Annotated in this window: 13 protein-coding genes and 1 riboswitch; of the genes, 6 read left to right on the top strand and 7 right to left on the bottom strand. The window is 65.9% G+C overall.

Going from position 1 to position 13,093, the window contains the following annotated elements; translation table 11 throughout:
- Nucleotides 1-36 precede the first annotated feature (36 nt).
- The 3 genes from ACK41X_RS13290 to ACK41X_RS13280 all read right to left on the bottom strand — a co-directional run bounded on the left by ACK41X_RS13290 (nucleotide 37) and on the right by ACK41X_RS13280 (nucleotide 4,003).
- Nucleotides 37-225 (bottom strand): hypothetical protein, encoded by a 189-nt coding sequence (locus ACK41X_RS13290; protein WP_409723899.1) that lies wholly within the window; start codon nucleotides 223-225, stop codon nucleotides 37-39.
- 51 nt (nucleotides 226-276) lie between these two features.
- A complete protein-coding gene (locus ACK41X_RS13285) occupies nucleotides 277-1,473 on the bottom strand; it encodes an O-succinylhomoserine sulfhydrylase (protein WP_409723896.1) in 1,197 nt (398 codons plus the stop codon).
- Between the two features lie 43 nt (nucleotides 1,474-1,516).
- A riboswitch (SAM riboswitch) is annotated at nucleotides 1,517-1,595 on the bottom strand.
- A gap of 38 nt (nucleotides 1,596-1,633) precedes the next feature.
- Nucleotides 1,634-4,003 (bottom strand): xanthine dehydrogenase family protein molybdopterin-binding subunit, encoded by a 2,370-nt coding sequence (locus ACK41X_RS13280; RefSeq protein WP_409723894.1) that lies wholly within the window; start codon nucleotides 4,001-4,003, stop codon nucleotides 1,634-1,636.
- 440 nt (nucleotides 4,004-4,443) lie between these two features.
- Here ACK41X_RS13280 and ACK41X_RS13275 point away from each other — a divergent pair, with 440 nt between their 5' ends.
- Together ACK41X_RS13275 and ACK41X_RS13270 are read left to right on the top strand one after the other, a co-directional pair.
- A complete protein-coding gene (locus ACK41X_RS13275) occupies nucleotides 4,444-5,442 on the top strand; it encodes a Ppx/GppA phosphatase family protein (protein WP_409723891.1) in 999 nt (332 codons plus the stop codon).
- Nucleotides 5,439-6,134: an RlmE family RNA methyltransferase gene (locus ACK41X_RS13270; RefSeq protein ID WP_409723888.1), complete on the top strand. Its 696-nt coding sequence runs from the start codon at nucleotides 5,439-5,441 to the stop codon at nucleotides 6,132-6,134. Before ACK41X_RS13275 ends, ACK41X_RS13270 begins: the two co-directional genes overlap by 4 nt.
- 3 nt (nucleotides 6,135-6,137) lie before the next feature.
- Here ACK41X_RS13270 and ACK41X_RS13265 read toward each other — a convergent pair whose 3' ends face one another.
- On the bottom strand, nucleotides 6,138-6,680 hold the full coding sequence (locus ACK41X_RS13265; RefSeq protein WP_409723886.1) for a hypothetical protein: 543 nt from the start codon (nucleotides 6,678-6,680) through the stop codon (nucleotides 6,138-6,140).
- A 252-nt stretch (nucleotides 6,681-6,932) separates the two neighbouring features.
- Between ACK41X_RS13265 and ACK41X_RS13260 the strand changes: the two genes are divergently transcribed.
- Complete coding sequence (locus ACK41X_RS13260) at nucleotides 6,933-7,307, top strand: HU family DNA-binding protein (RefSeq protein ID WP_409723883.1); 375 nt, start codon at nucleotides 6,933-6,935, stop codon at nucleotides 7,305-7,307.
- A 124-nt stretch (nucleotides 7,308-7,431) separates the two neighbouring features.
- Here the strand turns inward: ACK41X_RS13260 and ACK41X_RS13255 are convergent, their stop codons facing one another.
- A complete protein-coding gene (locus ACK41X_RS13255) occupies nucleotides 7,432-8,988 on the bottom strand; it encodes a DHA2 family efflux MFS transporter permease subunit (RefSeq protein ID WP_409723880.1) in 1,557 nt (518 codons plus the stop codon).
- Nucleotides 8,989-9,030: 42 nt separating this feature from the next.
- Here ACK41X_RS13255 and ACK41X_RS13250 point away from each other — a divergent pair, with 42 nt between their 5' ends.
- On the top strand, nucleotides 9,031-9,285 hold the full coding sequence (locus tag ACK41X_RS13250; RefSeq protein WP_409723877.1) for a hypothetical protein: 255 nt from the start codon (nucleotides 9,031-9,033) through the stop codon (nucleotides 9,283-9,285).
- A 44-nt stretch (nucleotides 9,286-9,329) separates the two neighbouring features.
- On the opposite strand, the gene ACK41X_RS13245 is transcribed toward ACK41X_RS13250, so the two are convergent.
- Together ACK41X_RS13245 and ACK41X_RS13240 are read right to left on the bottom strand one after the other, a co-directional pair.
- A complete protein-coding gene (locus ACK41X_RS13245) occupies nucleotides 9,330-10,511 on the bottom strand; it encodes a caspase family protein (protein WP_409723874.1) in 1,182 nt (393 codons plus the stop codon).
- Nucleotides 10,512-10,624: 113 nt separating this feature from the next.
- Nucleotides 10,625-11,026 (bottom strand): hypothetical protein, encoded by a 402-nt coding sequence (locus ACK41X_RS13240; RefSeq protein WP_409723871.1) that lies wholly within the window; start codon nucleotides 11,024-11,026, stop codon nucleotides 10,625-10,627.
- Between the two features lie 137 nt (nucleotides 11,027-11,163).
- Here ACK41X_RS13240 and ACK41X_RS13235 point away from each other — a divergent pair, with 137 nt between their 5' ends.
- Both ACK41X_RS13235 and ACK41X_RS13230 read left to right on the top strand, forming a co-directional pair.
- Nucleotides 11,164-11,967 carry a helix-turn-helix domain-containing protein gene (locus tag ACK41X_RS13235; RefSeq protein WP_409723941.1) on the top strand — a complete coding sequence of 268 codons (804 nt, stop codon included), beginning with the start codon at nucleotides 11,164-11,166 and terminating at the stop codon, nucleotides 11,965-11,967.
- A 122-nt stretch (nucleotides 11,968-12,089) separates the two neighbouring features.
- On the top strand, nucleotides 12,090-13,093 hold a 1,004-nt coding region (locus ACK41X_RS13230), incomplete at its 3' end, for an IMP dehydrogenase (RefSeq protein ID WP_409723868.1).

Raw genomic sequence — 13,093 nt, 5'->3', positions numbered from 1 at the left:
CCGGCGCCGCGGGGCGGCGCGAAACGGCGCGACCGCTTATGCCGTATGCCCGTCGTCCGGGTTCGACGGGGTGTTCTTCAGCAGCTGCGGGGTCATGCGCGCGGGGTCCGGCTCGCCCGGCACGCCGCGCGGACCGAGGTGTTCGCGCTGCATCTCGTCCTCGGTCTTGAGATGGTCGCGGTTTTCCGAAAGCGGGCGGGGAATTTTGGGCTGGTTCGGCGCCATGGCGAACTCCTGCATCGGACAAAAAACGGCCGGCGCGCCGAAAGCGTTCCATCACGCCTTCTCGAGCGCGACCGACAGATCCTCGATGATGTCGTCGGGATGTTCGAGCCCGACCGAGAGACGCAAAAAGCCATCGGTGATGCCGAGATCGGCGCGCGCCTGCTGCGTAATGCGCTGATGCGTCGTGGTGGCCGGATGGGTGATCAGGCTCTTGGCGTCGCCCAGATTGTTGGAGATGCGCACCACCTGCAGCGCGTCCTGCACGGCGAAGGCGGCTTTCTTGCCGCCCTTGACCTCGAAGGCGACGAGGTTCGAGCCGCCCTTCATCTGCCGCTTGATGATGTCGGCCTGCGGATGGTCGGCGCGGCCTGGATAGATCAGCCGGGTGACCTTGGGATGGTCCGCGAGAAAATCCGCCACCTTGCCGGCGGATTCGGTCTGGCGGGTGACGCGCAGCGGCAGCGTCTCCAGTCCCTTGAGCATCACCCAGGCATTGAACGGCGACATCGACGGCCCTGTCTGCCGGTGCAGATTGTGGATGTTGTCCTGGATGAATTTTGCCGAGCCCAGCACGATGCCGCCGAGGCAGCGGCCCTGGCCGTCGACATGCTTGGTGGTGGAATAGACCACGCAATCGGCGCCGAGCGACAGCGGGCTTTGCCACAGCGGCGTGGAGAACACATTGTCGACCGTGAGCGTGGCGCCTGCCTCATGGGCGATCGTCGCAACGGCGGCGATGTCGATCACTTCGAGCGTCGGGTTGGCCGGCGTCTCCATGAAGAACGTCTTGGTGTTCGGCCGCACCGCATTCTTCCATTGATTGAGATCGGTGCCGTCGACCAGCGTCGAGGCGACGCCAAAACGCGGCAGCAATTCCTCGACCACATAGAGGCACGAGCCAAACAAGGCGCGCGAGGAGACGATATGGTCGCCGGCCTTGAGCTGGCCCATCAGCGCGAGCGTGACCGCCGCCATGCCGGTCGCGGTGGCGCGGCCGTCCTCGGCGCCTTCGAAATCCGCCATCCGGGTCTCGAACATGCGCACGGTCGGATTGGCGAAGCGCGAATATTGAAAGCCGGGGCTCTCGCCCTTGAAGCGCGCCTCGGCCTGCGCCGCATTCTCGTAGACATAGCCCTGCGTCAGAAACAGCGCTTCGGATGTCTCGCCGAATTGCGAGCGCAGCACGCCGTGATGAACGAGGCGTGTTTCCGGGCGGAAGTTGCGTTGCGAGGACGAATCCGAAGACATGGCAGGCTCCAGGCACAAAAAATCCCGGCCGGAAATCCGGGCCGGGCACACGTCCCCGGCCTTTTAGCGATTTGTTTAACGTGGCTGCAAGCCGGCCGGCTCAAATGACCACGGATCGACCTTGCTCATACGACGCGCGGCGAGGGCACGTCAAGCTACGCTACGCTGCCTTGGCCCGCTTTGCCTCCTGGATTGCTGCCCATACCCGCGCGGGCGTGGCCGGCATGTCGATATGGCGGATGCCATAGACCGACAATGCGTCCACAATCGCATTCATCACGCAGACCAGCGCGCCGGCGCAGCCGGCTTCGCCGCAGCCCTTGGTCCCGAGCGGATTGGTTGTGGCTGGCGCCGGATGGCTTTCGAAACCGATGTCCGGAAAGTGGTGCGCGCGCGGCATCGCGTAATCCTGGAACGAGCCGGTCAGCAATTGCCCATCCTCGTCATAGACTGCGTTCTCCATCAGCGCCTGGCCGATGCCCTGGACCACGCCGCCATGCACCTGGCCCTCGACCAGCAGCGGATTGACGATGGTGCCGAAGTCGTTGACCGACACATAGCGCACCACCTCGACCGCGCCGGTTTCCGGATCGATCTCGACCTCGGCGATATGGCATCCGTTCGGGAAGGACGAAGGCACCCCGTCATTGACGACGCTGGCGTCGAGCCTGGCGGGCGTGCCATCGGGTAGCTTCAGTCCGCTGCGGATTTTATCGGCAAGCTCCATAATGCCGATGGCGCGGTCGGTGCCCGCAATCGTGAAACGGCCGTTGGCAAACTCGATATCGGCCGGCGCGGCTTCGAGCACATGCGAGGCGATCGCTTTGCCGTTTTCGATCACCTTGTCGGAGGCTTGGAGAATGGCCGCCCCGCTCGCGGTGATCGAACGCGAGCCCCCCGTTCCGCCGCCCGCGATCAATTGATCGCTGTCGCCCTGCACGAGCCGGATGCGCTCGAACGGAATGCCGAGCGCGCGCGACAGCACCTGCGCATAGGGCGCGGCATGTCCTTGGCCGTAATCCAGCGTGCCGGTGACGATGGTGACATCGCCGTTGTCTTCGAAGCGGATGCCGCCCATCTCCTTGCCGGGCGGCGCGGTGACTTCGAGGAACGAACCGATGCCAAGCCCGCGCAGTTTTCCGCGCGCTTCGCTCTCGCGTTTGCGGGCGGCGAAGCCGTCAAGGTCCGCCGCTTCGACCGCCTCTTGAAACAGCGCGGGAAAGTCGCCTGAGTCGTATTTCATGCCGGACGAGGCATCGAACGGGATTTGCGTGGGCGCGATATGATTGCGGCGGCGCAGTTCGAGGCGGTCGATGCCCATCTCCCTGGCGGCGGTGTCGATCAGCCGCTCCATATAGTAATTGCCCTCGGGCCGGCCGGCGCCGCGATAGGCCGACACCTGCGTGGTGTTGGTGAACATACACTTGGTGGAGACTTCGAGCAGCGGCGTGCGATAGACGCCCGGCGTATTCTTCACGGCATTCAGGGTGCCGGGCAGCGGTGCGACCATGGCGAGGAATGCGCCCATATTGGCGTAGCCCGTCAGCCGCACCGCGAGGAAATGTCCGTCCTTGTCGAGCGCAAGCTCGGCGGTCATCTCGTGGTCGCGGCCGTGCGAGTCCGAGACGAACGCGCCGGAGCGGTCGTCGGTCCATTTCACCGGCCGGCCGAGCGTCTTTGCGGCATGCAGGATGCAGATATATTCGGAATAGACCTGCGCCTTCATGCCGAACGAGCCGCCGACATTGCCGGTCAGCACGCGAACCTGCTCCGGCTTCAGGCCGAGGATATCGGCGAGTTGTCCCTTCATCCCGAATACGCCCTGGCTCTGGGCCTGCAGGGTGAAGCGGCCGGTCGCGGCATCGTATTCGGCAACCGCAGACCGCGGCTCCATCGCCGCCACCACGAGGCGGGTATTGCGCAGCGACAGCTTCGTCACATGGGCGGCCCTCGCAAAGGCCGCGGCGACCTTTTCGGAATCGCCATAATGATAGTCGAGCGCCAGATTGCCCGGCGCCTCGTCGTAGATCTGCGGCGCGCCGGGCTTTGCCGCCTCGCTTGCAAGCGTCACAGCCGGCAGCGGCTCGATGTCGAGAACCACGGCCTCGGCCGCGTCGCGGGCCTGCGTTGCGGTCTCTGCGACGACGAAGGCCACCGGATCGCCGGCGAACCGCACCTTGTCCGACGCCAGCGCATAGCGCTGCGGCTTCTTCATCTCGGTGCCGTCGCGGTTCTTGAACGGCACGATGCATTTGAAGGTGCCGTAGCCGGCAAGATCCTTGGCGGTAAAGACGCCGAGGACGCCAGGCATCGCTGCAGCCTCGCTCGTGTCGATGCCCTTGATTACGCCATGAGCGTAAGGCGAGCGCACGATCGCGGCATAGGCCTGACCGGGCAGAGCAATGTCGTCGCTATACGTCCCCTTGCCCTGGACCAGAGTCGGATCCTCGGTGCGCAGAACCGGCTGGCCGACCCCGAATTTCGCCGCCGCCCATGTGTCGTCGCTGGAGATTTCGTCGCGGATATTCATGCGGACTCGCGGCTCTTGAGGGCGGACTACGCAATAACGGCGGGACACGCGCCCCGCAAGGATCGGCCGCGGCATGCCAGTCTCCCGGCGGTTGCAGGACGGCCGCATGGCCCGGTTTTGGCACCAAGCAAGTGCCGCCCGACCGGTTTCCACCGGCGGCCAAACCGGGCTACACTTCGCCCGATCTTTGGACACAAGGCCGCGCAACCTCGGGGAGGGCGTGCGGCAGGGCGAGTTTGATGAGCGACGAGGTGCGGGCGACCGGCCTCGATCCCGCGGCTGACCGTCTCCACCCCCCGCCGTCCCGGCAAACGGAGCGGCGGCAGGGGTTCCGGTCCGGCGATGAAGGGGGTCGAGGCGCGCCCCAGCAGAGGGTGCGGCAGGAACCTGCACCGAACGATGATGAAGCGCGCCGAGAGGCGCGCGCAGACTCGCAGGTCATGGGGAGCGATCTTTACGGTCCGACCTATGCCGCGCTCGATCTCGGCACCAACAATTGCCGCCTGCTGGTGGCCCGTGCGACCCATGAGGGCTTCCGCGTCATCGACGCCTTCTCGCGCATCATCCGTCTCGGCGAGGGCATCACCTCGTCCGGCCGGCTGGGCGAGCCCGCCATTGCCCGCGCCATCGAAGTGCTCGGCATCTGCCGGGACAAGATGCGCAATCGCGGCGTCACTCGTTCCCGCCTGATCGCGACCGAGGCCTGCCGGCTTGCCGAGAACGGCAACGATTTCCTCGACCGGGTGCGCGAGGAGGTCGGCATCTCGCTTGAGATCGTGGACCGCGAAACCGAAGCGATGCTGGCGGCGACCGGCTGCACGCCGCTGGTCGATCCCGAGGCCGAAGGCGCCATCCTGTTCGACATCGGCGGCGGCTCGTCCGAGATCGCAAGCCTCGGCCGCCCCAAGGCGTGCCGGCGAGGGCCGCCGGAGCCTTCGATGCAGGGCTGGACGTCGCTGCCGGTGGGCGTGGTGACGCTGGCCGAGCGGCATGGCGGCGTGAGCGTGACCCGCGAGATTTTCGAGGCGATGGTGGCGGAAGCCGCAGATTTGATTGCGCCGTTTGCCAGCGAGCAGCGCAAGCATCCGATCAACGGCCATCTGCTCGGCACCTCGGGCACGGTCACGACCATCGCCGGCGTGCATCTTGGGCTGAAGCGTTACGACCGCAGGCGGGTCGATGGCTGCTGGATGCTGGATGACGAAGTGACCGAGGTCATGGAGCGCCTGCTCGCCATGTCCTACGACGAGCGCGTGTGCAATGCCTGTATCGGCGCCGAACGCGCCGATCTGGTGCTGGCGGGTTGCGCCATTCTCGAAGCGATCCGCCGCGCCTTTCCGAGCGGACGGCTGCGGGTCGCCGATCGCGGATTGCGCGAGGGGATGCTGGTGCAGATGATGCGCGCCGACGGCGTGTGGCGCGAGGCGGGCATTTCGTGAAAGCCTCGAAGGGAAGCGGCGGACGCGAGCTGAAGACGCGCGTCAAAACCGGCAAGAACCGCTCGCTGTCGTCGAAACTGTGGCTCGAACGCCAGCTCAACGATCCTTACGTGGCGCGCGCCAAACGCGAAGGCTATCGCTCGCGCGCGGTCTACAAACTGTCCGGGATCGACGACAAGGCGAAATTTCTCAAACCCGGCGCGCGTGTCGTCGATCTGGGCGCCGCGCCCGGCGGCTGGAGCCAGCTCGCCGCGCAGCGCGTCCGCGCCGCCGACGGCAAAGGGCGTGTCGTCGCAATCGACCTCCTCGACATGGACCCGGTGCCCGGCGTCGATTTCATGAAGCTCGACTTTCTCGATCCTGCCGCCCCCGACATTCTCAAGGAGCGGCTCGGCGGCAAGGCCGATGTTGTCCTGTCCGACATGGCGGCCAACGCCATCGGCCATCGCAAGACCGACCACCTCAAGATCGTGGCGCTGGTCGAGGCGGCCGCGCTGTTTGCGTCGGACGTGCTCAAGCCCGGCGGCACCTTCCTCGCCAAGGTGCTGCAGGGCGGCACCGAGGGCGAGCTGCTGGCGATGCTCAAGCGCGACTTCGCGTCGGTGAAGCATGTGAAGCCCGCGGCCAGCCGCCAGGATTCCGCCGAGCTTTACGTGCTGGCGACCGGATTTCGCGGCGGCGGCGCGGCCTGACCACTACCTCTTCTTCGCCAGATTTTTCGCCAGACAGTCTTCGAGCGAATAGTTTGCATCGCAGCGTTTGGCGGCGAGGTCGTCGCTCGCGCCCTTCGCCGCCTCCTGCAACCTGCATTCGGCGGCCGCCACATGTGTCTGCAGGTAGCGCATCCGGCAGGCCTGCGGCTTGTCCTTACCGCGGATACCCTTGCGCACCAGCGCCTGATAGCGCTTGCGATAGTCGGGATTGTCGAGGCCGATCGCGGCCAGGGTCTTCTCGTATTCCCCCGCCGTGAAAGGCGCGGCATAGCCGCCGAGCGCGGTCAGGGCGTCGAACGCCCTGCGTCCCTGCTTTGGCGGCGGCAGGCTGTCGCGAAATTCCGCGAGCAGCGCCAGGGCTTGCCTGCCGAGGGTCTGCCCTTGCGCCTTCTGCGTGGCATCGGCGATGTCGATCTTGCGCAGCGCCTCCCGCAGCGTGATGGCCTGCTCGCAGACCGGACACCCCGTTTGCGCGAAAGCAGAACTCGAAAAGGCGAGGAGGAAAGCAAGTATGATCTTCGTCATGAGGCCTCGGCGCCGCGGATGCTGGACATCAAGTCTATCGCGAATGGCCGAAAAGTGGTGCAAATCCCGTTCGCTGCGCAGCGTACGCCGGGAAATGGCCTGTTTGCCGGCGTTTTTGAGCGTCGATTGCACGGCAGGCCCGATTTATCGACATTTTTTGCAGTCCGGCTTTGCACTTTGCCTTCGCAAGCCGTCGCGAATCTCTTATGCGCAGTCTTTGCGCACACCGCGCATCTGAGAGGGCATTTTTCCATGGCGGCGAAAGCAAAACCAAAGGCAAAGACGGCGGCGAAGCCGGCGGTAAAGAAGACGGCTGCGAAGAAGTCGGCGGCGCCCAAGGCCGCAGGGCCGAACAAGGTCACGCTCAAGCATCTGGCCGCGACCATCGCCGAAGAGCACCAGATCACCAAGAAGCAGGGCGAGGCGATGCTGAACGACCTCGTGGCGCTGATCACCAAGCATCTGAAGAAGGGCGAGCGTATCCGCTTGACGGGTCTCGGTATCCTTCAGGTGCGCAAACGCGCCGCGCGCATGGGCCGCAATCCGGCCACCGGCGAAGCGATCAAGATCAAGGCGTCGAAGAAGGTCGCTTTCCGTCCGGCCAAGGAATTGAAGGAAGCGGTCTAGAAGGTTTCGGTTCGCTCATTTCCGCGCAGGCGGAAATGCGGAGCATCTAGCCTCCAGAACGACATGCTCCGAGTCCCCGCCTTCAGGCGGGGACCAGCGGAGCGTCTGGTTTTTTGGCGGATTGTCAGCCCATGCGGCGGTCGGAGGTTTCGGCCGCGGCGATCGGTTCGGCGTTGGGCTCGGCCTCGGCGTTGGCCGGCGAGCGGCCCGACATTTCCGCACCGGCATCGGCGGGCAAGCGCCAGAACCACAGGGCCGACGCTGCCGAGATCGCCGCCACGACCAGAAATGCCGGCGTGAAATCCGCCGCGGTGAATGTGTCGGCGCCGCGAAAGGTCAGCGACAGTTCCACCATCAGCGCACCGACCGCGACGCCGGCCGAGATCGACAATTGCTGACCGACCGAGGCGAGCGCGGTGGCGCGGCTCATGCGGCGCTCCTCGATCTCGGCATAGGCGATGGTGTTGACCGCGGTGAATTCCAGCGCGCGGAAAAAGCCGCCGACCAAAAGGATCAGGATCAGCACCGAGACCGGCATGCCGGGCCGGAAGATCGCGATCGCGGCGATCAGCACCGCGCTCAACAGTGCATTGACGATCAGCACGCGCCGGAAGCCGAAGCGCTTGATGGTGCGCGCCGCCACGGTCTTCATGCCGATGGCGCCGAGCGCGCCGGCGAAGGTCACGAGCCCGGATTGAAACGGCGACATGTTGAAGCCGGTCTGCAGCATCAGCGGCAACAGGAACGGCAGCGCGCCGATGCCGAGCCGGAACATGAAGCCGCCGACCACGCTCGCCCGGAAGGTGGCGAAGCGCAACAGCGAGAAATCGAGGATGGGGGCAGGAACTGTCTTCGCGTGAAAAAGATAGGCCGTCATCGCCGTAGCGCCGCCCGCGACCAGCGCAACGACGATCTGCCATGGCAGGATGTCGAGGCCTGCGACGGACAAGCCGAAGGCGAGACCGGCGACGCCGGCACCCGCGAGCAGCATGCCCGTGGCGTCGAACGGTTCCTGATGCTCGGCGGGAAGCGGATCGATATAGATCAGCACCAGCACGATGCCGACAATGCCGATCGGAATGTTGATCAGGAAAATCCAGTGCCAGGACGCATAGGTGGTGATGAAGCCGCCGACCGGCGGCCCGACCACTGGACCGATCAGCGCCGGGATCGTCACCCAAGCCATGGCGCTGACCAGTTCGCGCTTCTCGATGGTGCGCACCAGCACGAGGCGCCCGACCGGCGTCATCATCGCGCCGCCGATGCCCTGCACGATGCGCGCAACGACGAAACCTTCGAGCGAATTGGCGAAGGCGCAGCCGATCGAGCCCAGCATGAACACGAAGATCGCCGCGGCGAAGACGCGACGCGCCCCGAAGCGGTCGGCGGTCCAGCCGCTTGCCGGAATGAACACCGCGAGCGAGAGCAGATAGGAGGTGACGGCGAGTTTCAGCGCCAGCGGGTTTGCGCCGATGTCGGCGGCGATGGCCGGCAGCGAGGTGGCGATCACCGTGGAATCGAGATTCTCCATGAACAGCGCGCACGCGACGATCAGCGGCACGAGTCGCGGATGATGTTGCATGGAGGATCCGGCAGGAGGGGAGACGGCGGGCGTTCTAGCATTTTGGCGGATTCGCTGCGCTGGCGCCTTGCGCTGGGGGCTGCCATTCCTACATGGCATGCCTGTTGCGAGGCCGCGCTTCCGGCCGGGAGGGCTCTGGAAATGATCTACGTTCTGGCGTTCTTTGTACCGCCGCTGGCGCTGCTGCTGAACGGGCAGATTTTCGCGGCGATCTTCAACGCTGTGCTGATGATCGTGTTCCTGGTGATCGGTCTTGTGACGCTGACGCCGTTCCTGTGGCTGATCGCGCCCGCGCATGCCATGATCGCGATCTACATGCGCAACGAGGATCGCAGGCATCGCGAACTGGTCGCGGCGATCGAAAAGCACGGCCCGCCCGCCAACTGGCGGCGCTAAGCTAAATTATTCCGGGGCGCGCGCACGCTCCGGAGTGATGACCTTCAGCGTGGAAACGCGCCGGTGCGCTCGCTGACGACGCAGCAGGCCGAGGTCCAGCCGCGGTACCCGCGCCAGCTCACCTCGCACCAAGGATGCGCGGAGCGGCGGTCCTGCGGCTGGCGGCATTGGCCGATGATCAGGCCGGTGGCGCCGGCCGGGATCGACGCCACCAGCGGGAAGTTGATGCCCGGCCCGCTGCGCATGTTGTGGATACCCTGCGAGACATTGGGCAGGACGCGGTAGGTCTCCGGCGGCAGCGCCGCGACAGGTGGCGGTGCGGGCGGTGCCGGTTGTGGGGCGATGGCTGGCGGTGGTGACGCAGGAGCAGGTGGGGCGATAGCAACCTGCGGAGCCGGACTTGCCTGCGGCCGTGCCGGCGCGGGTGAAGCAGCGCCATCGGCGCGCGCCAGGAAGATGCGCCCGGGGATCTGATCGTAATAGGCCGGCAATTGCTCATGCCCGACGCTTTGCGCGAGCTTGGGCACCTCGATCTGCAATTCTTTTGCGACATCGATCAGGTCGAGGTCCGGGCGCTTCACGAGATCGACGAACAGCCGCGTGAACACCGAATTCGGATGCGGGTCGTTGTCGCCCAGCCGGTCCAGCGCCTCCTGACCGGCGCCAGCCGAGAACATCACGAACATGCCGCGCCGCGCATCCATGCGCGACAGCCCGCGCGACTGGCCGATGGAGCGGCCGGGTCCGGCCTTGAACGGATTGTTGCGGCAGGCATCGAGGATCATCACCGTCGTCGCAGCGCCGCGGTCGCGCAGCCGCTCCGAAATATCGTCGGCAAGGAAGCCTTCGGTGCGCAGGAGGTTGCGCTGGCTCTCGGTGACATTGGGGATGTCGGTCGGCATCAGGTAATTGCCGCCATCGAGTGCGACGCCGTGCCCGGCAAAAAAGAACAAGGCGGTGTCGCCGGGCGACACCCGGGTCTCGAAATCGACGAGCGCACGGGCCATGCGCGAGCGCCCGGCATCGGTGACGGTGATGACCTCGAAGCCGAGCCCGCGCAATGTCGCGGAAATGGTCTGGGCGTCGGCAACGGCCTTTTCCAGCCGAGACACCTCGGTATAGGCATCGTTGCCGATCACCAGAGCGATCCGCTTGGCGGCAAGCGCCCCGCTATCGGAAGCGAACAGGACCAGGATCGAGACGAGGGCAGCGAAGCAAGACCGCAAGGGGAAATTCCATCGATGTGTCCGGCGCAAGGATAGGGGACGCGGCACGCGCGGCCAAGTGGACGCCCGGCCGCATGCCGGCGGCGGGCTCCGATTTCCGGGTCACGGTTGCGTTATGCGATCCGCTTTACGCCGATCCATTGCAGCAAAGCGAAGGCACCGACGGTTGCCGCCTGCGCGAACACGAATGCCGCCCCGAGTGCAGTAGGATGAACAAGGCCGCTCGCCAGCAGCGCGAGGCTGTCGATCGCCCAGAGCGCGTTATAGGCGACGATGGCCAGCACCGGCACGCGCGGCGGGTTGGTGCGAAGGCCCACGATCAGGACGATCGCCGCGAAGGGCAGGAGGCTCAGGCCGGCATAGCGCAGCAGCGGCACCGGAAGGCCCAGCAGGCCAGTGAGATGCTGCGCGCCGAGCGCGAGAAGAAGGCCGGTCGCGGCGCTCGCTACGGCGTCGGCCAGGAGCGCGCGGCGCAGGAACAGGGCGTCGCGGGATGGCTGGATCAGGGCGGTCATGATCTGGTCTCCATGGTTGCGCCGGAACCTCTATGTCCGGCGTTGCACCGACCATGGCGCGCGCTTCTGCGCGGGTCGATTACCTGCGAGGTCATGGAAGCCGGTATAGTCGCGCGCTACACGGCGGCATGAGCATGATGGCGACGACAACTTCGACTTTCGGGACGCACCTGCGCGCATGGCGGCAGCGCCGCCGCATGAGCCAGCTCGCTCTCGCACTGGATGCCGAAATTTCGGCGCGTCATCTGAGCTTCGTCGAAACCGGCAAGGCGCAGCCCTCCCGCGAGATGGTGCTGCGGCTGGCCGAACGCCTCGATGTGCCGCTGCGCGATCGCAACATGCTGCTCAGCGCCGCGGGCTTCGCGCCGGTCTTTCCGGAGCGCAAGCTCGACGACCCGGCCATGCAGAATGCAAGGCGCGCGGTCGACCGTGTGCTGAAAGGGCATGAACCATATCCCGCGCTCGCCATCGACCGGCACTGGACCATGCTCGCCGCCAACGCCGCGGTTGCTCCGCTGCTTGCGGGCGCGGCCGCCGCGCTCCTTGCACCGCCGCTCAATGTGCTGCGGCTGTCGCTGCATCCGGATGGCCTCAGCGGCCGTATTCTCAATCTGGCGCAATGGCGCGCGCATCTGCTCGAGCGGCTGCGCCGCCAGATCGAGATCACCGCCGATCCGGTGCTGGTCTTGCTCCTCAAAGAACTGGAAGGCTATCCGGCGCCGCGTCCGCCGGGCCCCATCGCGAAACCGGACCATGCCGATGTCATCGTTCCGTTGCGACTGCGAATTGGCGATGACACCGTTCTGTCATTGATTTCGACCACGACCGTGTTCGGCACACCGCAGGACATCACCCTGTCCGAACTGGCGCTCGAAACCTTCTTCCCGGCCGACGCGGTCACCGCCGAAATATTGCGCGGAATGGCCGTTCGGGCCCCGTGACGCGCGGCCCCGGTCATGCTATCCGCCCGTGCCAACCTTCGCATTTGAGAGCGGTCGGGCCGCCTTGCAGCAGCCCGAATCCGTCGCTAGGTATGGCAATGGCAAACCCTACTCCGCAAAGCATGAACGGCGCCCCGCGCGAGGCGCTGACCTTCGACGACGTCCTGCTGCAGCCGGGATTGTCCGACCATCTGCCGTCCGAAGTCGATATCCGCTCGCGCATCACCCGCGAGATCGCGCTGAATATCCCGGTGGTCGCTTCGGCCATGGACACCGTCACCGAAGCGCGCATGGCGATTGCCATGGCGCAGGCCGGCGGCATCGGCGTGATTCATCGCAACATGGAGCCGGACGAGCAGGCCGCGCAGGTGCGTCAGGTCAAGAAGTTTGAATCCGGCATGGTGGTCAATCCGCTGACAATCGCGCCGGACGCCACGCTCGCCGACGCCTTCGCGCTGATGAAGGAGAACGGCATTTCCGGCATCCCGGTGGTCGAGGGCCGCAATGGCAGGGCCGGTGCGGGCAAGCTGGTCGGCATTCTCACCAACCGCGACGTGCGCTTCGCCACCGATCCCTCGCAACGGGTATCGGAGCTGATGACCAAGGAACGGCTCATCACGGTACGCGAAGGCGTCAGCCAGGACGAGGCCAAGCGCCTGCTGCATCAGCATCGGATCGAGAAGCTGCTGGTGGTCGACGCGGATTACCACTGCGTCGGCCTGATCACGGTGAAGGACATCGAGAAGGCGGTCGCCAATCCGAATGCCTGCAAGGACGAGCAGGGGCGGCTGCGCGTTGCCGCCGCGACCACGGTCGGCGACAAGGGCTTCGACCGCACCGAACGGCTGATCGCGGCCGGCGTCGATCTTGTCGTGGTCGACACCGCGCATGGCCATTCGCGGCATGTGCTGGAAGCGGTCAAGCGCATCAAGCGGCAATCGAACAAGGTGCAGGTGGTGGCCGGCAATGTCGCGACCGCGGACGGCGCCAAGGCGCTGATCGATTCCGGCGCGGATTCGATCAAGGTCGGCATCGGTCCGGGCTCGATCTGTACGACCCGCATCGTCGCCGGCGTCGGCGTGCCGCAGCTCACCGCCATCATGGATGCGGTCGAAGCGGCACGAAC

The sequence above is a fragment of the Pseudorhodoplanes sp. genome (genome assembly GCF_046289595.1).
In the GTDB taxonomy this organism is placed as follows: Bacteria; Pseudomonadota; Alphaproteobacteria; order Rhizobiales; family Xanthobacteraceae; genus Pseudorhodoplanes.
The sequence above is the reverse complement of the archived record's forward strand: the minus strand, read 5'-3'. Positions and strand labels throughout refer to the sequence as shown.